Here is a 20,749-nt window from a genome sequence, read left to right as displayed (position 1 = left end):
CTATTAGGCCAATTCCACGATCTCCATGTACTCGTCGTTCCACAAATCCTCATCGCCATCGGGCATGATGATGACGCGCTCCGGCTTGAGTGCCTTGACCGCACCTGGGTCGTGAGTAACCAAGACCACGGCACCTGTGTAGGTGCCTAGGGCATCGAGCACCTGCTCGCGGGACTGGGGGTCTAGGTTGTTCGTGGGCTCGTCGAGAAGCAGCACGTTGGCGCGTGAGGACACCAGCGTTGCCAGCGACAGTCGGGTTTTCTCACCACCGGAGAGCGTTCCGGCAGGCTGTTCCAACTTGTCACCGGAGAACATGAAGGCGCCCAGCAGTCCGCGCAAATCCTGCTGGCCGGCATCGGGGCATGCCTCGATCGTGTTTTCCCACACGGTCTTGTCTGGATCGATATTGTCGTGCTCCTGGGCAAAGTATCCGATGCGCAGGCCATGGCCGGAGACGATGCCGCCTTCGCCGTCGGTGCGTTCCACGCCCGCCAGCAGCTTGAGCAGGGTCGTCTTGCCGGCACCGTTGTAGCCCAGCACGACCACGCGGGACCCCTTGTCGATGGCCAAATCGACGCCAGCGAAGACCTCCAGCGAGCCATACATCTTTGTCAGGCCCTTGGCGTTCATCGGAGTCTTGCCGCAGGGAGCAGGTTCGGGGAACTTGATGTGGGCAACCTTATCGGCCACGCGGACGTCATCAAGCTCGTTCATCATGCGCTCTGCACGGTGCAGCATCTGCTTGGCGGCGGCGGCCTTCGTGGCCTTCGCTCCCAACTTGGCGGCTTGCTTGTGCAGGGCTGCGGCTTTCTTTTCCGCGTTGGCGCGCTCGCGGCGGCGACGAGCCTCATCGGTGGCGCGGGCATCAAGGTACTTCTTAAAGCCCATGTTGTAGACGTCTGCTTCGGCGCGAACGGCATCGAGGAACCAAACCTTGTTGCACACGGCCTCCAGCAGATCGACGTCGTGCGAAATCATCACGAGGCCACCCTCATGCTTGGACAGAAAGCCGCGCAGCCACGTAATCGAGTCCGCGTCGAGGTGGTTGGTGGGCTCGTCGAGAAGCAGCGTTGTCTGGGACTTGCCTGACCCAGCCGAAGCTGCGAAGAGAATTTGCGCCAGCTCCACGCGGCGGCGCTGACCGCCGGACAGCGTCTTAAGCTGCTGGTCGAGCACACGCTGCGGCAGCCCCAAGTTATCGCAGATCTGCGCGCATTCGGAGTCCGCCTCATAGCCACCTAAGGTGTGGTACTCCTCCTCCAGGCGGGAGAACTTACGAATGGCCTTGTCGCGGAATTTATCGTCCGTGGCGGTTTCCATCAGCTCTTGTTGCTTGGCCATGCGGCGCTTGATCTCATCCAAACCGCGCGCAGAGAGTACGCGCTCACGCGCAGTCTGCTCAATATTGCCCTCGCGGGAATCCTGCGGCAGGTAACCAATGGGACCTGATCGCGTCACCGAGCCACCATAGGGCTCGGTCTCCCCCGCCAGGATGCGCATGGTGGTCGTCTTGCCCGCGCCGTTGCGCCCGACCAGGCCGATGCGATCCCCCGGCTGCACGCGAAGGTGCTGGCCGGGGGCGTCGAGAAGCGTGCGTGCGCCCACGCGCACCTCGAAATCATTGGTCACAATCACGTCGAAACAGTCTAGCAACCAGGGTAGTTAATCCCGAACCGGCGGCAAGGACGCTTCAGCTTGTATCTGGGAATCCAGAGTGAAGAGCACCTTGGAAAACCTGGTTCCTGTTCGGCGCGTTTCACTTATGCATGAAGTTCGATGTGACTAGATTGGCGTCATGAGCACATCAGACACATCGAGATCTCCATTAATCCTCGCGATTACCGCATGTCCGACCGGAATCGCCCACACCTACATGGCCGCTGAGAACCTGGAGGCTGCTGCCGCTGAACTGGGTTACCGCATCAAGATTGAGACACATGGTTCAATTGGCGTCGAAGGCACTTTTAGCTCTCAGGACATCGAGGAAGCCGATGCCATCGTGATCGGTGCCGACACCGTCATTGCAAAGGACCGCTTTCGCGGAAAGCGCCTAGCAGCCACTGGTGTCGATGAAGCTATTAAGCATCCAAAGGAACTCCTCACTCGCGCACTGTCAGCGGCGAAGTGGCAAGAGGAGACTTCGAGCGAAGCGGTACAAGGGAATCAAGGCGTAGAGACCTCCGGCAGCGCCACTGGGTTCCGTGCCGTGAGTGAGACCCTCTACAAGGCGCTAATGAATGGTGTCTCCCACATGATTCCGTTCGTGGTCACCGGTGGTCTCCTCATCGCGGTAGCACTCTCAATCGGAGGAACACCCACGCCCGAGGGCCTGGCTATCCCCGAAGACTCCTTCTGGAACACCCTGAATGAGCTTGGCGGCCTAGCCTTTTCTCTCATGGTGCCGATCCTTTCCGGTTATATCGCGGTCGGCATTGCGGACCGCCCCGGTTTAGCGCCGGGACTCATCACTGGTCTTATCGCTACGACCGGCTCGCTTTACGGCTCTGAAGCTGGAGCGGGCTTCCTAGGCGGCATCGTCACAGGCATCCTGTCAGGCTACGTAGCCCTGGGAATCAAAAAGATTCCCGTTAATAAGTACATCGCCCCGATTTGGCCGATCATCGTTATTCCGATCTTCACCACACTCATCGTGGGGCTAATCTTTATCTACTTTGTCGGTGCGCCAGTAGCCGGCGCCTTTGAAGCCATGACCGAGTACCTCGCCGGGATGGAAGGCTCCTCTGTCATTGTCCTCGGTCTCGTCATTGGCGCGATGATCGCTTTCGACATGGGCGGTCCCTTTAATAAAACTGCCTTCCTGTTCGGCGGGGGCATGATTGCAGCCGGCAATGCGGCTCCGATGGGCATGGCGGCTACCGCCATCGCTGTACCGCCCCTGGCGGTGGGTGTTGCGACCCTCGTACGCCGTGCTTGGTTCAATAAGGCGGAGAAGGACGCCGGTATCGCCGCGCTCTTCATGGGGTTCTTTGGCATCACTGAAGGCGCTATCCCTCTTGCGGCGGCACGCCCGCTGCAGGTCATCCCAGCCAACGTCATCGGTGGTGCGGTAGCAGGCGCCCTGGCAGGTGCATTCGGGGTCAAGGACCATGTCATGCATGGTGGCCCCATCGTTGCTGTGCTCGGGGCTGTCGACAACGTCGTGGGCTTCTTCATCGCACTGCTTATTGGTGTCGTTGTCTGTGCTTCCGTCATGCTTCTGTTGATCGGACTTACCCAAAATAGAAAGGCCCAGAGTAAGAATGAGAGCTCTGGTGAACGGGGTGAAGCGGGCATAGCTAAGGAGGATGTGTCAGAAGCACCGGTCCAGGAAGAACCTTTGCTTTCTGCCGACACGGTGAGCCTTGACCAAGACCTTGGCACGAATCGCAAGGAAACGATCGATTCGCTAGTCCAGCTTGTCTCCCCTCGGCTTTCTGATCCTTCCGCAGTTATCACTACGGCCTTAGAGCGGGAAGCGAAGCATTCGACCGGTGTGGGGCATGGTGTGGCTATCCCACATGCTCGTTCCGCGGGAGTGACAGTGCCGACTTTGGCCTTTGCTCGTCTTCCCGAGGGGATTACGTGGGCAGAGGGCGAGGAACCAACGACGTTGGTCTTCCTCATTGCAGTGCCTGAGGACGCCGGCAAGCAGCACCTCAAGCTGCTTTCCAAGCTGGCGCGGGCAATCATGAAGGATGATTTCCGTACTCGCCTACAATCCGCCGCATCCAAGGATGAAGCGGTGGACATCATCTCCTCGGCTTTGGATCCGGCGTCCTCACCCGCTTCGTCATAGCAGTGAGTACTCAAGCTCTTAAAGCTACTTAAAATACCGCGCATTATGGAAAAAGAAACCGCCAGCCCGAGTGCGCAAGGTCATGTTGTGAAGACCTTAGGCGCCTCGGGCTGACGGTAATGGGGACTTGCAGCCGAAACTAGACGGCGAAGCCGAGGGCCTGGAGCATCTCGCGGCCCTCCTCGGTAATCATGTTCGGGCCCCACGGCGGCATCCAGACCCAGTTGAGCTGGACTGCCTCGGCGAGCTTGTTGCCTACGATGACATCCTCGATCTGTTCGCCGATGACATCGGTGAGAGGACAGGCCGGGGAGGTCAGCGTCATGTTAATGACGCAGGTGTTCTTGCCGTCAATATCGTCGAGCCAGACGTCATAGACCAAGCCCAGATCAACGATGTTGATTCCAAGCTCTGGGTCGATGACATCACGAAGGTACTCGGTGATATCGAAGGTCTTCGCAATCTGCTCTTCGGTCTGTTCAGGCTTGACAGCAGCGCCATCGAAGGAGGCATTCTGGTCCTGGTAAGGATCGGTGCTGCCACCGGTGGTTTCAGTGTTATCAGCCATCTACTTCTCCAATTCATTCAACGCTTCCACGGTGGCGGCTTGGAAAGCCTTCCACCCGAGGAGAGCGCACTTAACACGGGCGGGGAACTTGGCTACGCCGGCGAAGGCGATGCCGTCCCCGATGATCTCGTCGTCACCTTCCACTTCGCCGCGGGAGGTCACCATCCTCTCGAATTCGGCCAGCTTGGCGTTTGCCTCCTCGAGGGGGATGCCGACGATTTCCTCCGCCATAACAGAGGTCGAGGCCTGCGAAATGGAGCATCCCTCGGCGTCGTAGGACACGTCCTCGACGGTTGTGCCGTCGGGGGAAAGCTTCACGCGGAGGGTGAGTTCATCACCGCAGGAAGGGTTGACGTGGTGAACTTCTGCCTGGCCTTCGCGCAGGCCAGAGAATTTCGGGTTCTTGTAGTGGTCCAGGATGACGTCCTGGTACATGGAATCTAGGTTCATTCGCTCACTCCAAAGAAGGTGCGGGCAGCCCGCACCGCCTCTATGAGGGCGTCGACCTCGTCCTCAGTGTTGTACAGGTAAAAGCTAGCGCGTGCGGTCGAATTAGCCTGGCACGCGCGGTGCAGCGGCCACGCACAGTGGTGGCCGGTGCGGATGGATACGCCATGAGAGTCAAGAACCTGGCCTAGGTCATGCGGATGGATCCCATCCACGATGAAGGAGACCGCTCCTCCGCGATCCTCGGTGTTTTCAGGCCCGATGATACGCACGCCGGGGATCTCGGCAAGCTTCTGCAAGGCCAGTGCAGTGAGTTTCTGCTCGTGGGCGTGGATGGCCTCCATGCCCACCTCGCTCAAGAACTTCACTGCTGCACCAAGGCCCACAACCTGGCTGGTCATTTGGGTTCCGGCCTCGAAGCGGGTGGGTGGCGCGGCAAACGTCGAGCCTTCCATCTTGACTACTTCGATCATGGAACCGCCGGTGAGGAAAGGCGGCAGCTGCGCCAGCAGCTCTTGCTTACCGTAGAGCACGCCCACGCCGGTCGGCCCGCACATCTTGTGCCCAGAGAACGCGGCAAAATCCACATCAAGTTCGTGGAAATCCACCGGCATGTGCGGCACCGACTGGCAGGCGTCGAGAACCACCATGGCACCTACGGCACGGGCACGACGTACCAACTCTGCGACGGGAGCCACGGCCCCGGTCACGTTGGACTGGTGGGTAAAAGCCACGACCTTCACGGAGTCATCGAGCTCAAGCGAATCGAGATCAATGCGGCCGTCCTCGGTCATGGAGTACCACTTCAGCGTCGCGCCGGTGCGCTGGCACAGCTCTTGCCACGGCACCAAGTTCGCGTGGTGCTCCAGTTCGGTGACCACGACGGTATCGCCCTCACCGACATAAAGCTCGCCGGCGCGCTCATCACTGAGCACGTAGGCAACCTCATTGAGCGCTTCAGTGGCGTTCTTGGTGAAGGCAATCTCATCGCGGTCGGCACCAACGAAGGCGGCGATGGCCTGGCGAGCGGACTCGTACGCGTCATCGGCCTCCTCCGCCAGCTGGTAGGAACCGCGGTGCACCGGAGCGTTGGTGCCGAGCACGAACTCCTCCTCGGCCTTCCATACCGGCAGGGGACGTTGCGAGGTCGCTCCCGAATCCAGGTACACCAAAGGTTTACCGTCGCGCACCGTGCGCGAGAGGATAGGGAATTGTTCCCGAATCGCATTAACGTCTAGTTCAGGCATAGGTCCTTGTGCTCGGTTCTTTTTCTCTAGCGTGTCGTGGTGTGGTCTGTCGTGGTGTTACCGGGGTCGGCGGTACAGCCTACTTGAGGAACTGCTCGTAGCCGTCTGCCTCAAGCTGGTCAGCCAGCTCGGCGCCGCCGGTCTTGATGATCTGTCCGTCGGCGAAGACGTGAACGAAGTCCGGGACAACGTAGTTGAGGATGCGCTTGTAGTGCGTGATGAGGAGGATGCCGCCGTTGGTCTCCTCCTGATAGCTGTTGATGCCATCGGAGACGACGCGCAGGGCGTCGACGTCCAGGCCGGAGTCGGTCTCGTCCATGACGGCGAACTTCGGTTTGAGGATGTCGAGCTGCATGACCTCGTGGCGCTTCTTCTCACCACCGGAGAAGCCCTCGTTCACGGAGCGGTGTGCAAAGGACTTATCGATGGCCAGCTTCTCGCGGGCCTCGGTGAGCTCCTTGTTCCACTCGCGCAGCTTCGGAGCCTCGCCACGGATAGCGGTCACGGCGGAGCGCATGAACTGCGACATCTTCACGCCCGGCACCTCAGTCGGGTACTGCATGGCCAGGAAAAGACCAGCGCGGGCGCGCTCGTCGACTTCCATCTCGAGGATGTTCTCGCCGTCGAGAAGCACCTCGCCCTCGGTCACCTCATACTTGGGGTGACCGGCGATAACGTAGGACAGGGTGGACTTGCCGGAGCCGTTGGGGCCCATGACGGCGTGGGTCTCACCGGAATTGATGGTGAGGTTGACACCCTTGAGGATCGGCGTGGGCTCACCGTCCTCCTCGTGTGGGAGCACCTGCGCGTGGAGATTCTTGATTTCCAGAGTAGACATTGAGTTGGTACCTGCTTTCGGGAAGTTTTAAGCGTTGATCTTGGCGAGCTCGTCGACGACGCGGGATTCCAGATCCTCGCGCAGGGACTCGACCGGGATGCGGGAGATGACTTCGGAGAAGAAGCCGCGGATGATGAGGCGGCGTGCCTCGGCGGCAGGAATACCGCGGGACATGAGGTAGAACAGCTCAAGGTCATCGAAGCGGCCCACCGTTGCGGCGTGGCCAGCACCGACGATCTCACCGGTCTGGATCTCCAGGTTCGGGATGGCGTCAGCGCGCGCACCCTCGGTGAGGATCAAGTTGTTGTTCGTCTCATAGGTGTCCGTGTTGTTCGCATTCTTGCGGATGAGCACGTCACCGACCCAGCAGGTGCGGGCCTCCGGGGTGCGGGAGGCGGAGCCGGCCTCGGCCTTCTGCGCAGCAGTAGCACCCTGCAGAGCGCCCTTGTAGAAGACGCGAGAGCGGCAGTTCGGCACGTCGTGGTCCACCAGCAGGCGGTTCTCGAAGTACTGGCCGGCATCAGCAAAGTAGACGCCGAGCAGCTCGGCATCGCCACCGGGGCCATCGAAAACTACGCGCGGAACAAGGCGCACAATCTCGCCGCCAAAGATGGCGGTGTTGTGGCGCAGAACGGCGTCGCGGCCCACCTTCGCAATCTGATGGGACAGGTGCACTGCATCGTCTTCCCAGTCGGCGTCGACGACGACGGTGACCTGGGAGCCGTCGCCCAGCACGAACTCCACGTTGTCTGCGTGGGTACCGGAACCGACGTACTTAAGAACGATGGTGACCTCCGCGTGATTGCCCACGTGGATGGAGGTCGCACCAAAGGAGGTCACGCCCTCACCAGCGCCGGTGATGGTGATCTCCACCGGCTTATCCAGTCGTGCATCGGCGTCAACGCTGACGATCTGCGCCTCCGGCATGGAGCACCAGGCCTGAGCTGCAACGCGGTCAGCAGGTGCACCGGCGGTGCCGAGGCGGTCGTCGTCAGGCGCCACGGTCTCGGCCGTTACGCCCTCCGGGGCCACCACGTCAATCTTCTGGGCGGTTGCCGGCGCGAACTCACCATTGTGCAGCCCGCGAAGGTTACGCAAGGAGATGAAACGCCAGACCTCGTCGCGGCCGTGCGGGACCGGGAAGTCCTCGACATCGAAGGAGGTGAACTGGTCTCCCTTAGTGACGTCAGCCGGATTAAATTCGTTGGAAGCTACCACTTAGCCCACCGATCCTTCCATCTGCAGCTCGATAAGACGGTTCAGCTCCAGCGCGTATTCCATCGGGAGCTCCTTAGCAATCGGCTCGACGAAGCCGCGCACAATCATCGCCATGGCCTCTTCCTCAGCGATACCGCGGGACATGAGGTAGAACAGCTGCTCCTCAGAGACCTGGGAGACCGTTGCCTCGTGGCCGAGGGTGACGTGATCATTGCGGATGTCGTTGTACGGATACGTGTCCGACCTCGAGTCATTGTCCACAAGCAAGGCATCACACTCGACGTTGGCAGCGGAGTTCGTAGCGTTAGCGTTGACCTGCACCAAGCCGCGGTAGGCCGCGCGGCCGCCGTTGCGGGCCACGGACTTCGAGACGATGTTGGAGGAGGTGTTCGGCGCCATGTGGATCATCTTGGAGCCGGTGTCCTGGACCTGGTTATCGCCAGCAAAGGCCAGGGAGAGTACCTCACCCTTGGCGTGCTCGCCGGTAAGCCAGCAGGACGGGTACTTCATAGTGACCTTGGAGCCGATGTTGCCATCGACCCATTCCATGGTGCCGCCCTCTTCGACCTTGGCGCGCTGGGTCACCAGGTTGTAGACGTTGGTGGACCAGTTCTGAATGGTGGTGTAGCGGCAGCGGCCGCCCTTCTTCACGATGATCTCGATGACACCGGTGTGCAGCGAATCCGAGTTGTAGATCGGCGCGGTGCACCCCTCGATGTAGTGAACGTAGGCGCCCTCCTCCACGATGATGAGGGTGCGCTCGAACTGGCCCATGTTCTCGGTGTTAATGCGGAAGTAGGCCTGCAGCGGAATATCCACGTGGACGCCCTTCGGAACGTACACGAAGGAACCACCGGACCAGCAGGCGTTATTCAGCGCGGAGAACTTGTTGTCGCCGGCCGGAATCACGGTGCCGAAGTATTCCTGGAGGATCTCCGGGTACTCGCGCACCGCGGTGTCGGTATCAACGAAGATAACGCCCTGGGCCTCCAGGTCCTCGCGGATCTTGTGGTAAACCACCTCGGACTCGTACTGCGCGGCAACACCGGAGACCAGACGCTTCTTCTCAGCATCCGGGATACCCAGCTTGTCGTAGGTCTCCTTAATGTCGTCCGGCAGGTCATCCCAGGTTTGGGCCTGCTTCTCGGTGGAGCGGACAAAGTACTTAATGTTGTCGAAGTCGATTCCGGACAGATCTGGGCCCCAGGTCGGAACTGGCTTCTTGTTGAAGACGCGCAGAGCCTTCAGACGGGACTCGAGCATCCACTCCGGCTCGTTCTTCTTCCGAGAAATATCGCGGACGACGTCCTCACTCAAACCGCGGTGTGCTGCCTGGCCGGCTTCGTCGGAATCGTGCCAGCCGTACTCATAGCCGCCGATAGAGGAGATGATCTCGTCATCGCTCATCTTGGTTTCAAGGCCTGGTGCCGGTTGTGCCTGTGTCAAAGCCCGCTCCTTTCTAGTTCGATTAGTTCTTCCCCGGCTCCGCCGCGGAAGGCGGGACTGGGGTTAAGGGGATATTCGTGGTGCAGATTCCATGACCATCCGCAATGGAGGCCAAGGGCTGCACATGTTTGCCTAATAGCGCGGAGAAGACTTCCTGTTCAGCTTCACACAACTCCGGATGCTCGGCCGCCACGTGGGCGACCGGGCAATGGTGCTGGCAAATCTGTACTCCGTTGCCCACCGACGTCACCGTGGCCGCGTAGCCATGCGCGTCGAGCACTTCGGCCAGCTGACGCGCCACCTCCGGAACGGATTCCTGATCTTCTACCAGGGGCTTCACGTCCTCCACGAGGCGCTCGAAGCGAGCCTTGGCGAAGCGACGAACCGCCTCCGGCCCGCCCGCTTCACGCAGTGCGGTGAGCGCTTCCGCCGCCAGCTGATCGTAGGCGTGCCCAAATTGGGCGCGGCCCTGATCCGTGAGGCGGAAATGCTTGGCGGGGCGACCACGGCCCACCGACTGCCCAGGGCGGGCTGATGGGCGGCGATGCACCACCTCGGTGAGTCCTTCCTCCACCAAAATGTCTAAGTGCCGACGGATGCCGGCTGCAGAGAGACCGAGACGTTCACCCAGATACGACGCCGTTACCGGGCCGTCTTTTAGGAGCAACAACATGACGTGTCGGCGGGTGTCGCCCTCAGTCGAGCGAGTCTCCCTAGGTAGCTCCTTCGTCACGGTGTACACCTCCTTGAATGAAACACTCTCTCTTTAGACAACACTAGTGTTCCTTAATTCATTCCCGATTTCCACTCTTTCATTCGTGTCGCGGGCAGCTCGTCCTCTCTCAGCACCGAGCGACTAAGGTAGACACTCATGAATATGGAGCGCGATTACACCCGATCGGGGCGATTGCACCGCGTCTTTTGGGGCGTGCGCGATGAACTCCCCCGCATGGGCCTGCCCGGATCCCGGTCCGCGCTCCTGCACCAAGATTTTCCAGATTCTTCCGGTGGCGCAGAGGGCGCCGCGCTTGGCGACGTCCACCGCCACACCATCGCCCAGCTGCGCACGCTCTTTAGCCTCCGGTGGCTCGGCACCATTGGTGCGCTACTCATTGCGCTCGGCGGATTGGGCGCCGGTGCGCTTCCGGTGGTAGGCAACCCCTATGAGTCTTTGCCTTTTGGCTCGCTCATGACACGGATGTTGCAGTCAGCCTCCGCCATCGTGTTCATCGGGGTCGGTTTCATGGTCACGGCGTGGATTTGCATGGCACCGCTGGTGGGCGCGCCCCTGCGCCTGCAGAAGCCGACCAAGGTTCGGCGCTTTAGCCACTCGCCCCGGGTGGTCACGCAGAGCCAGATGTGGCGCACCTGGCTAGGGTGGGTTCTCCCGCTTTTGGTGACCGCTCCCCTGTTCACACAGGACATATACTCCTATCTCGCCAACGGCTCCATCGTGCTCCAAGGCCTCGATCCCTATTCGGCGGGGCCGGTGGAGCTACTAGGCGCCGATAACGACCTGGCCCGCTCCGTCCCGTTCATCTGGGCGAACTCACCTTCCCCTTATGGCCCTGTGGCGCTAGGTGTAGCGGCGGTGGTCAGTTGGCTGACCAACGACTCCATTATCTGGGGTGTTGTGCTGCACCGGGTGCTGTCCCTCGTCGGCATCATCGCCGCCGGTTGGGCCACCGCGCGGCTTGCTACGCGCTGCCGAGTATCCCCGGAGGCAGCGCTGTGGCTGGGCATCCTTAACCCTTTGACAATCCTCCACCTCGTCGGAGGCATCCACAATGAATCCTTCATGCTGGGGCTGGCGCTCGTCGGTGTGGAGCTGGGGTTGCGGGCGGTCAACGATTCCCACGAGGCCCGCTGGCGAGCATGGTCGTTGTTTATCGCATCTGGCGTCCTGATCTCGTGTGCCGGAATGGTCAAGGTGACTGGCTTTATCGGCCTCGGCTTCGTCGGCATGGCGGCGGCGCGCAGGCTCGTCGACAAGCACGGCGTATCCGGCGTGCGGGCAGTGCTGGGCGCAGGGGCCGCGCAGCTTCTCCTACTTGCCGCCTCCATCGCTGCAGTTACGGTACTCACGGGTATCGACATTGGTTGGGTCTTTGGCCAGGGCGGCGCGGCCACCATCCGGTCGTGGCTGTCTGCGACGACCTCCGTGGGCGTCGGCGCCGGCTTCCTCGGGATGCTGTTGGGATTGGGCGATCACACCGAGGCCGTCCTCACCGTGACCCGGACTGTGGGCGTCATCATTGCCGCGGGCTTTATGATCCGCATGCTCTTTGCCACCTACCGCGGCGCCATCCACCCTGTGGGCGGCCTGGGGGTATCGACCTTCGTGCTCGTGGTGTTCTTTCCTGTCGTCCAACCCTGGTACATCCTGTGGGCGGTGCTGCCGCTGGCGGCCTGGGCCAACCGGCGCTTCTTCCGCATGGCGGTGATCATCTACTCCGGGTTCATGAGTTTCATCGTGCTTCCCCGCGGCCTCGGCCTTCCTCCAGGGACAGTCTTCGTCATTTATCTCGCCGCCTTGGTGACTTTCCTCGTCCTCGCCGGCGTGGGGTGGGTTGCTTTGCGCAGGGCGGGCGTGCGTGTCCTAAACTAGCGATTCGTGACTACATCAGCTCTTGTCTTAGATAACGTCATGAAGACCTATGGCGACGTCAACGCAGTGAATGGGCTGAGTTTCCGCGCCAATTACGGCGAGATCCTGTGCTTGCTGGGCCCTAACGGCGCAGGCAAGACCACCACCATCGAAATGTGTGAGGGTTTCAAGAAGCCTACGTCGGGCCGCATCGAGGTGCTGGGTCTTAACCCCGCGCGCAATCCCGATGCTGTGCGCTCCCGCATCGGCATCATGCTGCAGGGCGGCGGCTCCTATTCCGGAATCAAAGTCAAGGAGATGCTTGAGCTTAGCGCCTCCTATAACGACAATCCCTTAGACCCGGAGTGGCTGCTGGACACGCTCGGACTGCGCGGGGTGGCGAAGAGCAGCTACCGCCGCCTGTCCGGCGGGCAACAACAACGTCTTTCCCTAGCCCTTGCGATCATCGGGCGCCCAGAGTTGGTCTTTCTCGATGAACCCACCGCAGGAATGGATGCCCAGTCGCGCCTTGCCGTGTGGGACCTCATCCGCGCCCTCCGAGCCGATGGCGTAACCGTCATCCTCACCACGCACCTCATGGATGAAGCGGAAGCGCTCAGCGACCGCGTCGTCATTATTGACCACGGCCAACTCGTGGCGAGCGGCACCGCAGCATCGCTGACGGACTCGGCCGATGTTCCACAGGTGAATTTCGATACCGCCACACCAGTGGACCTCGAGGCGCTGCGGGACGCCGGCATCGCGGCGGAAGCTCTCCGCCCCCTGCATTACCGTCTCACCTCGGAGGCCAGCCCCGCCGGCATCGCGGCGCTGGCTTCGTCCTTGGCCGCGCAAAACGTCATCCTCCGCAACCTGCACACCTCGCACCGGAATCTCGAGGAAGTCTTCCTCGATCTCACGGGCCGCGAGATGCGCAGCTAGAACCGCCCTCGGCCATTTAGCACGATTCTTTCATCAAGTTGTTTGAACAAGGAGAAGCTCCATGAGCACCTTCGCACCCGGCACTTTTAGCCCGCACCCGCAGCGCGTGGGTGTAGCGGCCATGGCACGTGCCCAAGGGGCTATCGAATCCAAGCTCATGCTGCGCCACGGTGAGCAGCAGCTGCTGAGCATCATCATCCCAGTGGCCATCCTGATCGGCGCCGCGACACTGCAAGACAGCACCGGCCACGGCGTGGAGGAAATCTTCCCCATGGTGCTGGCCGTTGCGGCGACCTCCTCCGGTTTCACGGGTCAAGCCATCTCCTTAGCCTTCGACCGTCGCTATGGTGCGCTGAAGCGCACAGGCGCTTCAGGCGTTCCTGCCTGGGCCATCGTGGTGGGAAAGATTCTCGCCGTGCTGTCGATGGTGGTGCTGCAGGTCCTTGTGCTGGGGACGATCGCCGCCTTCCTGGGGCTGCGCATCACCGCTGGGGGCGCGGCCATCGGCGTGCTCACCCTCGCCTTGGGTGTGGCCACGTTTACGGCCTTAGGCCTACTGCTCGGCGGCACGCTGAGTTCGGAGGTGGTCTTGGCGGTGGCCAACCTCATTTGGTTTATCCTTCTCGGCACCGTCGGATGGGTCATGTTTTCCCAGGGGCTCGGTGATAACGGGGTGTTGACCCTCGTACCCACCGTGGCAATGGCCGCCGGACTCGATACCGCCCTTAACGGGTCCTTCCCGGGCTTTGAGCTCCTTGTACTCGTCGGTTGGTCAGCGGTGGCGTCGTTTGCCGCAGTGCGTTGGTTCCGCTTCGAGGGCTAAAAGTGATTCTTCTCCCTTGCGTGGTGTGACCCACCCGTCGATATTGGTTCCCGGATGGGGCCGGGCGGTAGGCTGAATAGCCGTGAGTACCGCCAATATTTCCTCTCCTCAACATTCCACCGCGCCCGCTGCGCCGACCACCGGTCCCTCGGTGAAGACGCAGCGCATCGTCGCGCTCATCCTCCTGCTCTGCCAGGGTGGCATTACAGTATCGGGTTCCATCGTGCGCGTAACCGGCTCCGGCCTTGGTTGCGTCACCTGGCCTAACTGCCACCCTGGTTCCTTGGTTCCCATCCAGGGCGCGGCTCCCATGCTCCACCAGGCCATTGAGTTCGGCAACCGCCTGCTGACTTTTGTTGTGGCTGCCGCGGCCATCGCCAGCATTGTGGTGGTCCACAAGGCGCAGCGTCGCAAGGAGCTCAAGGTCTATGCCTGGGCGGGGCTCGCAGGTGTTTTCGTGCAGGCACTCATCGGCGCTCTGTCGGTGGTGCTGAAGCTTTCTTGGTGGAGTGTGGCAATTCACTTCCTCCCATCTATGGTCCTAGTGTGGATTGCGGCCATGCTGTTCTCCCGTATTAACGAGCCCGATGACGGCACTCCCACTCGCCTCTTCCCCGCCGCAGTGCGCACCCTCGCGGTGGTGGCCACTGTAGCCCTGTCCATCGTTCTGCTGACCGGCACCTTTGTGACTGGCTCGGGTACTCACTCCGGTGATGCCGGTGTGGGCATGGAGGGCCGCCTCGGCGTGGACACCTATGGCATGGCCATCATTCACGCGGTCTGCATGTACGTCTACTTGGCGCTGACGCTCATCGTGGTCTTCCTCCTGCACCGCACCGGCGCTCCCAAGGTGGCCAAGAAGGCCGGCTGGGTGCTCATTGCTTGCATCGTTATCCAGTGGGCTATCGGTGTCACCCAGTTCTATCTCCACATCCCTCGCTGGACTGTTCCCTTCCACGTGGGCATGTCCTCAGTGGTCACGGCCTTCACCGCCGTGCTGTGGGCGCATGGCTTGCGCCGCGTCGGAAACGAGGATGACACTACTGCAAGCACTGCCCAGCGCGGTGACGAGAACGTTCCCGCCGCCCAAGGCTAAGCAGAGTCAGCGGAGCCAGTAAAGCCACTACAACAGGTACTCGTAGCGCCGCCGTTCTCACCAGGAAGTGAGGATGGCGGTGCTTTTTGCTGCGCGGGTGCCTGTGCTTCGTTTAGCCTAGACACCATGCATGCTATTCAGGTGACCACGACCGGAGGGCCCGAGGTCCTCACCTACGCCGAGGTAGAATCCCCCACGCCGACGAAGGAGCAGTTGCTTGTCGACGTCTCCGTGGCCGGTGTCAACTACATCGACACCTACTACCGCGAAGGCATCTACAACGCCTCCGTGCCTTTCATCATCGGTCTCGAAGGAACCGGACGCGTTGTGCACGACCCCCAGGGAGAAATCGCCCCGGGCACGATGGTGGCCTGGGATCACGCTTTCGGCTCCTATGCGGAGCAGGTCTGCGTGCCGCGCGACCGCGTGGTGGCCGTCCCCGACGAGATTCCCTCCGCCGTCGCCGGTTCGATGCTCCTGCAGGGCATGACGGCGCACTACCTCACCCACGGTGTGTATCAGCTAGGGGAAGGAGCATCCTGTCTGATCACTGCCGGTGCAGGCGGCGTGGGCTTGATCCTCACCCAGATGGCGAAGTCCCTGGGCGCCACCGTCTATTCCGTGGTCTCCACGGATGAGAAGGAAGAGCTGGCCTATGGCGCGGGCGCAGACCACGTGTTCCGCTACAGCAGCGGCTTGGCCGAGCAGGTGCGTCGTCACAACGGTGGGCGCGGCGTGGACGTGGTTTACGACGGCGTCGGCAAAGCCACCTTCGGTGAATCCCTTGAGGTTGTGCGACCGCGCGGCACGGTAGCGCTCTTCGGTGCCGCGTCGGGCCCCGTCCCGCCAATGGACCCGCAGCTGCTGAACAAGCACGGCTCCATCTTCCTCACCCGCCCCTCACTCGGCGCCTGGACCTCCCAGGAAGGCGAGTTCCAGATGCGCGCCCAGGCAGTGGTGCAGGCGGTCATCGATGGCGACCTCGACTTCCGCATCTCCGCAGAGTATCCGCTCGCCGAAGCTGCTCAGGCCCACCGCGACCTCCAAGAGCGCAAGACCACAGGCTCGATCGTCCTCCGGGTACGCGAAGACTAGCTCGCTAGAACAGCGCGGCCGACCATCCCAGCATGCGCCCGATGGGCTCCCAGCCCACGACTGCGTCGATGGACAGGCCGATAAAGAGCACCGACAGGTAGTTGTTGGAGTAAATAAACAGGCGCATGGGCTTGACCTTTGCGCCCTTCTTTACCCCTTGGTGCAGACGAATCGCCATCCAAAGGAAGACCGCGCCGGAAGACACCGCGGCCACCAAGTAGATCCACGAGGCCGCAGGGATGATAAGGAAGGTCACGATAACCGTGCCGATCGTGTACCACACGATTTGGCGGGTCACCTCTATTTCCCCGGCAACGACGGGCAGCATCGGCACCCCAGCCTTGCGGTAGTCCTCCTTGTACTTCATCGCCAGCGCCCACGTGTGGGGCGGGGTCCAGAAGAAGATAATGAGGAACAGCACCACGGCCTGCCACCAACGGTCCGGCTCCCCTGCCGGTGCATTATCACGAATGACGGCCCAACCCACCATGGCGGGCATACAGCCAGCGAGGCCACCCCAGACGATGTTCTGGGAGTTCCGCATCTTGAGGAACTTCGTGTAGACGATGACATAAAAGAAGTTGGTCAAGAGCACGAAGAACGCGGCCAGCCACGAGTTAGCGAGCACACCCAGCCAAAAGACGGATAGCGCCAACATGATCCACGCGAAGATCGCAGCATTGCGCCGCGAGATGGTCTTGCGCACTAGCGGCCGGGCACGGGTGCGCTGCATCTTCTGGTCGATCTCATAATCGACGACGTTGTTAAATGTGTGGGCAGCCGCGGCACCCATCCATCCACCGAAGATGGTGGAGACGATGAGCCAGAAGTTGGAGGACACAGCTTCGAATCCACGCTGCGCCTGGAGCATAGCCGGGATTGCCGCCACGAGGAGGAGCTCAATGATCCTCGGTTTCGTTAGCGCAAAATAGGCCTTGATGGTCTCCAAGGAACAATCCTCCGTATATCCGGCACGTGGGTGTATGGCTTATGGGTCTGACGTACTGGTCGGCTGCCCGCGCTAAAAAGTTCCCGAGAACTTTGTGGCGAATCCCCCAAGCGTTCTTCGGGGATAGTCGCCGCCCACTGGCTGACAGCGGGGCAACAGCGTCAACCATGCCAGACTACCGCCCGAAACCTGGTTTATATAATCCCCCGCCGAAGATCGAAAAACCTTTACACTGATTAACGGTATATCTGTTTCCAGAAGCGAAGTGAGGTTTTCGCCGTGTCGAACGAAAAGTTGTCCCCAGAACTAAAGGCTATGGTTGAGCGCCGTTATCCTTCGGACTGGAGTGACCTCGACACTCGCGCCGTGGATACCGTGCGCGTCCTAGCTGCCGACGCCGTCCAGAACTGCGGCTCCGGCCACCCCGGTACCGCCATGTCCCTGGCACCGCTGGCCTACACGCTCTACCAGCGCGTGCTAAACCACGATCCGGCCGATGTTCACTGGGCAGGGCGCGACCGCTTCGTACTCTCCGTTGGACACTCTTCCCTGACGCAGTACATCCAGCTCTTCCTCGGCGGCTTCGGTCTCGAGATGGAGGATCTCAAGTCGCTGCGCACCTGGGGCTCGAAGACTCCGGGCCACCCCGAGGTTCACCACACCGATGGCGTCGAGATCACCACCGGTCCCCTGGGCCAAGGCTTGGCGTCCGCGGTCGGCATGGCAATGGCCGCACGCAAAGAGCGCGGCCTGTTCGATGCCTCGGCCCCGGCCGGCGAATCCCCCTTCGATCACTTCGTTTACGTCATCGCCTCCGACGGTGACTTGCAAGAGGGTGTCACCGCTGAGGCTTCTTCCTTGGCGGGCACCCAGAAGCTGGGCAATCTCATCGTCTTCTGGGATGACAACCGCATCTCCATTGAGGACGACACCAACATTGCCTTCAACGAGGACGTGGCTAAGCGTTACGAGGCCTATGGCTGGCACGTGCAGACCGTGGAGTCCGGCGAAGATGTCGAAGCCATCGAAGCAGCTGCCGCCGCGGCACGCGCCGAAACCTCCCGCCCCTCCTTCATCCGAGTTAAGACCGTGATTGGTTACCCGGCACCGAACAAGATGAACACCGGTGGCGTCCACGGTGCAGCTCTTGGCGAGGATGAGGTAGCCGCCACCAAGGAGGTCCTCGGCTTCGATCCGGCGCAGTCCTTCCACATCGACGAGGAAGTCCTCGCACACACCCGCGAGCTGACCACTCGCGGTGCCGCGAAGCACGCAGAGTGGCAGAAAAAGTTTGACGCGTGGGCAGCTGCCAACCCGGAGGAGAAGAAGCTCTTCGACCGCCTCCAGGCTCGCGAGCTGCCGGCTGACTTCGCCGCAGAACTTCCGACATGGGAAGCGGGCGAATCCTTGGCCACGCGCAAGGCTTCCGAGGCCGCCATCCAGGCACTTGCAGCCTCCCTGCCGGAGATGTGGGGCGGCTCCGCCGATCTGGCAGGCTCCAACAACACGGTGATCAAGGGCGCGGATTCCTTCGGCCCAGAGTCCATCACCACCGATACTTGGACTGCCACCCCCTACGGCCGCAACCTGCACTTCGGCATCCGCGAGCACGCCATGTCCGCAGTCATGAACGGCATTGCACTGCACGGCAATACCCGCGTCTACGGTGGTACCTTCCTCATCTTCTCTGAGTACCAGTACCCGGCTGTCCGCCTCGGCGCGCTCATGTCCACCGATACCTACTACGTCTGGACGCACGATTCCATCGGGCTGGGCGAGGACGGCCCCACCCACCAGCCAGTGGAAACGCTCGCTGCCCTGCGCGCCATCCCCAACCTCTCCGTCATCCGCCCGGCAGATGCCAACGAGACCGCTCAGGCGTGGGCGGCGGCCCTTGAGTACAAGGCCGCTCCGAAGGGCCTCGCTCTGTCCCGCCAGAACCTGCCTGTACTCGAAGGAACCAAGGAGAAAGCTGCCGAAGGTGTGCGCCGCGGCGCCTACGTCCTCGTTGAGGCATCGAAGGAAACCCCGGACGTGATTCTTATCGCCACCGGCTCCGAGGTACAGCTCGCCGTGGAGGCCGCCAAGCAACTCGAGGCGGACGGTACCGCGACCCGCGTGGTGTCCGCGCCGTGCCTAGAGTGGTTCGACGAGCAGGACGTTTCCTACCGCGAGTCCGTCCTCCCCTCCTCCGTCCGCGCGCGCGTCTCCGTCGAGGCCGGTATCTCCATGCCGTGGCACAAGTACACCGGTTCCTTCGGCCGCACCGTGTCCTTGGAGCACTTCGGCGCTTCCGCACCTGCCGCGGAACTCTTTGAGAAGTTCGGCTTCACTGCCGACGCCATTGTTGACGCCGCCCGCGAGTCCCTCAACGCTGCTCAGGCAGGCTAACCCCCTACTGCTGTCCACTACGAAAGGACCCTGCACACACCATGACACATATTGATGAGCTGGCCCGTCTCGGTACCTCGACGTGGCTCGATGATCTCTCCCGCGAGCGCTTGGATTCCGGCAACCTCCGCGAACTCCTCGACACCAAGTCCATCGTGGGTGTCACCACGAACCCAGCGATCTTTGCTGCCGCAATGTCCTCCGGCACCTCCTACGATGCCGACATCGCAGCGCTGAAGGAAAAGTCCGCTACCGCGGACGACGCGGTGTACTCGCTCGCCATCGACGATGTCCGCAATGCCTGCGATCTCTTCACCGAGATCTATGAATCAACCGATGGCCGGGATGGGCGGGTGTCCATCGAGGTTGATCCACGAATCTCAGCGGATGCGGAGGCAACCTTGGCACAGGCCCGCGAGCTGTGGTCCAAGGTCAACCGCCCCAACCTCATGATCAAGATCCCGGCAACCGACGGTTCCCTTCCCGCCATCTCCGATGCTCTGGCAGAAGGTATTTCCGTCAACGTCACCCTGATCTTCTCTGTCGAACGCTACGCGCAGGTGATTGCCGCCTACAAGGAGGGAATTCAGCGCGCCGCCGAAGCAGGTAAGGATATCTCCACTATTCACTCCGTGGCCTCCTTCTTTGTCTCCCGCTTGGACACCGAAGTCGACAAGCGCCTCGAGTTGAACGGCTCTGATGAAGCCCTCGCGCTGCGTGGAAAGGCCGGCGTGGCCAACGCCCAACGCGCCTATGCGCTTTTCCTGAAGGAGTTCAAGGACAACGGTAGCGACTTGCCTTCCGGTGCCCACCCGCAGCGGCCACTGTGGGCGTCGACGGGAGTCAAAAACCCTGACTACCCTGCCACCTTGTACGTTTCCGAGCTCGCTGGGCCGGAGACCGTCAACACGATGCCCGAGAAAACCATTGATGCGGTTCTTGCGCAGGGGAACCTGCACGGCGATACACTGACTGAAGCTTCTGACGACGCAGAGAAGGTATGGGCACAGCTGGAGGCTGTCGGCATCGACTTCGCCGATGTTTTCACCGTGCTCGAGCAGGAGGGCGTCGACAAGTTCGTCGATGCGTGGGAGGAACTGCTTGCCTCGATGACAGACCGCCTCTCCTAAAAGAGCATGAGGTTTTAAGTGCTCACCATCGGCGCGCGCCACCAACGGCCATCCAACTGTGGCCGGCGGGGCGCGTGTCGCTATGCTGAGCTGTTGGACTAATCTCACACAGACCGAAAGGACACTTAGTGAGCACTACCAGCGCGTGGGTCAACCCGTTGCGCGACGCGAAGGAC

17 protein-coding genes are annotated in these 20,749 nt (G+C 61.4%); 8 read left to right on the top strand and 9 right to left on the bottom strand.

Annotated elements, in window-relative coordinates; translation table 11 throughout:
• Window positions 1-3 precede the first annotated feature (3 nt).
• Window positions 4-1,635 (bottom strand): ABC-F family ATP-binding cassette domain-containing protein, encoded by a 1,632-nt coding sequence (locus HMPREF2565_RS06905; RefSeq protein ID WP_070516612.1) that lies wholly within the window; start codon window positions 1,633-1,635, stop codon window positions 4-6.
• Between the two features lie 160 nt (window positions 1,636-1,795).
• Here HMPREF2565_RS06905 and HMPREF2565_RS06900 point away from each other — a divergent pair, with 160 nt between their 5' ends.
• Window positions 1,796-3,796 carry a fructose-specific PTS transporter subunit EIIC gene (locus tag HMPREF2565_RS06900; protein ID WP_070516610.1) on the top strand — a complete coding sequence of 667 codons (2,001 nt, stop codon included), beginning with the start codon at window positions 1,796-1,798 and terminating at the stop codon, window positions 3,794-3,796.
• 139 nt (window positions 3,797-3,935) lie between these two features.
• Here HMPREF2565_RS06900 and HMPREF2565_RS06895 read toward each other — a convergent pair whose 3' ends face one another.
• From HMPREF2565_RS06895 to HMPREF2565_RS06865, 7 genes are all read right to left on the bottom strand, one after another.
• The gene (locus HMPREF2565_RS06895) at window positions 3,936-4,364 is read right to left on the bottom strand and encodes a metal-sulfur cluster assembly factor (RefSeq protein WP_010186729.1); all 429 of its coding nucleotides are present in this window, start codon (window positions 4,362-4,364) and stop codon (window positions 3,936-3,938) included.
• On the bottom strand, window positions 4,365-4,814 hold the full coding sequence (gene sufU, locus HMPREF2565_RS06890; RefSeq protein WP_046649118.1) for a Fe-S cluster assembly sulfur transfer protein SufU: 450 nt from the start codon (window positions 4,812-4,814) through the stop codon (window positions 4,365-4,367).
• The gene (locus HMPREF2565_RS06885; RefSeq protein ID WP_046649117.1) at window positions 4,811-6,058 is read right to left on the bottom strand and encodes a cysteine desulfurase; all 1,248 of its coding nucleotides are present in this window, start codon (window positions 6,056-6,058) and stop codon (window positions 4,811-4,813) included. Before HMPREF2565_RS06885 ends, sufU begins: the two co-directional genes overlap by 4 nt.
• 79 nt (window positions 6,059-6,137) lie before the next feature.
• The gene (gene sufC, locus HMPREF2565_RS06880) at window positions 6,138-6,896 is read right to left on the bottom strand and encodes a Fe-S cluster assembly ATPase SufC (protein ID WP_046649116.1); all 759 of its coding nucleotides are present in this window, start codon (window positions 6,894-6,896) and stop codon (window positions 6,138-6,140) included.
• 27 nt (window positions 6,897-6,923) lie between these two features.
• Window positions 6,924-8,114 carry a Fe-S cluster assembly protein SufD gene (gene sufD, locus HMPREF2565_RS06875; RefSeq protein WP_049157436.1) on the bottom strand — a complete coding sequence of 397 codons (1,191 nt, stop codon included), beginning with the start codon at window positions 8,112-8,114 and terminating at the stop codon, window positions 6,924-6,926.
• On the bottom strand, window positions 8,115-9,521 hold the full coding sequence (sufB, locus tag HMPREF2565_RS06870; RefSeq protein WP_175972985.1) for a Fe-S cluster assembly protein SufB: 1,407 nt from the start codon (window positions 9,519-9,521) through the stop codon (window positions 8,115-8,117).
• Window positions 9,522-9,582: 61 nt separating this feature from the next.
• Window positions 9,583-10,233 (bottom strand): helix-turn-helix transcriptional regulator, encoded by a 651-nt coding sequence (locus tag HMPREF2565_RS06865; protein ID WP_158395618.1) that lies wholly within the window; start codon window positions 10,231-10,233, stop codon window positions 9,583-9,585.
• A 198-nt stretch (window positions 10,234-10,431) separates the two neighbouring features.
• Between HMPREF2565_RS06865 and mptB the strand changes: the two genes are divergently transcribed.
• The 5 genes from mptB to HMPREF2565_RS06840 all read left to right on the top strand — a co-directional run bounded on the left by mptB (window position 10,432) and on the right by HMPREF2565_RS06840 (window position 16,103).
• Window positions 10,432-12,168, top strand: coding sequence for a polyprenol phosphomannose-dependent alpha 1,6 mannosyltransferase MptB (gene mptB / locus HMPREF2565_RS06860; protein WP_071407061.1), 1,737 nt, complete (start codon window positions 10,432-10,434; stop codon window positions 12,166-12,168).
• Between the two features lie 6 nt (window positions 12,169-12,174).
• On the top strand, window positions 12,175-13,089 hold the full coding sequence (locus HMPREF2565_RS06855) for an ABC transporter ATP-binding protein (RefSeq protein WP_071407060.1): 915 nt from the start codon (window positions 12,175-12,177) through the stop codon (window positions 13,087-13,089).
• 61 nt (window positions 13,090-13,150) lie between these two features.
• Window positions 13,151-13,912, top strand: coding sequence for an ABC transporter permease (locus tag HMPREF2565_RS06850; protein ID WP_070547338.1), 762 nt, complete (start codon window positions 13,151-13,153; stop codon window positions 13,910-13,912).
• Window positions 13,913-13,994: 82 nt separating this feature from the next.
• Window positions 13,995-15,008, top strand: a complete 1,014-nt coding sequence (locus HMPREF2565_RS06845) for a COX15/CtaA family protein (RefSeq protein ID WP_070681236.1) — start codon at window positions 13,995-13,997, stop codon at window positions 15,006-15,008.
• 126 nt (window positions 15,009-15,134) lie between these two features.
• Window positions 15,135-16,103, top strand: a complete 969-nt coding sequence (locus tag HMPREF2565_RS06840) for a quinone oxidoreductase family protein (protein ID WP_049157446.1) — start codon at window positions 15,135-15,137, stop codon at window positions 16,101-16,103.
• A 4-nt stretch (window positions 16,104-16,107) separates the two neighbouring features.
• On the opposite strand, the gene HMPREF2565_RS06835 is transcribed toward HMPREF2565_RS06840, so the two are convergent.
• Window positions 16,108-17,052, bottom strand: coding sequence for a heme o synthase (locus HMPREF2565_RS06835; protein WP_070681234.1), 945 nt, complete (start codon window positions 17,050-17,052; stop codon window positions 16,108-16,110).
• A gap of 315 nt (window positions 17,053-17,367) precedes the next feature.
• Here HMPREF2565_RS06835 and tkt point away from each other — a divergent pair, with 315 nt between their 5' ends.
• Together tkt and tal are read left to right on the top strand one after the other, a co-directional pair.
• Window positions 17,368-19,443: a transketolase gene (gene tkt, locus HMPREF2565_RS06830; protein WP_210385888.1), complete on the top strand. Its 2,076-nt coding sequence runs from the start codon at window positions 17,368-17,370 to the stop codon at window positions 19,441-19,443.
• 41 nt (window positions 19,444-19,484) lie between these two features.
• Window positions 19,485-20,573, top strand: coding sequence for a transaldolase (gene tal, locus HMPREF2565_RS06825; protein WP_070516596.1), 1,089 nt, complete (start codon window positions 19,485-19,487; stop codon window positions 20,571-20,573).
• Window positions 20,574-20,749: the final 176 nt, after the last annotated feature.

Source organism: Corynebacterium sp. HMSC072A04, from assembly GCF_001809235.1.
Lineage (GTDB): Bacteria > Actinomycetota > Actinomycetes > Mycobacteriales > Mycobacteriaceae > Corynebacterium > Corynebacterium hiratae.
The sequence above is the reverse complement of the archived record's forward strand: the minus strand, read 5'-3'. Positions and strand labels throughout refer to the sequence as shown.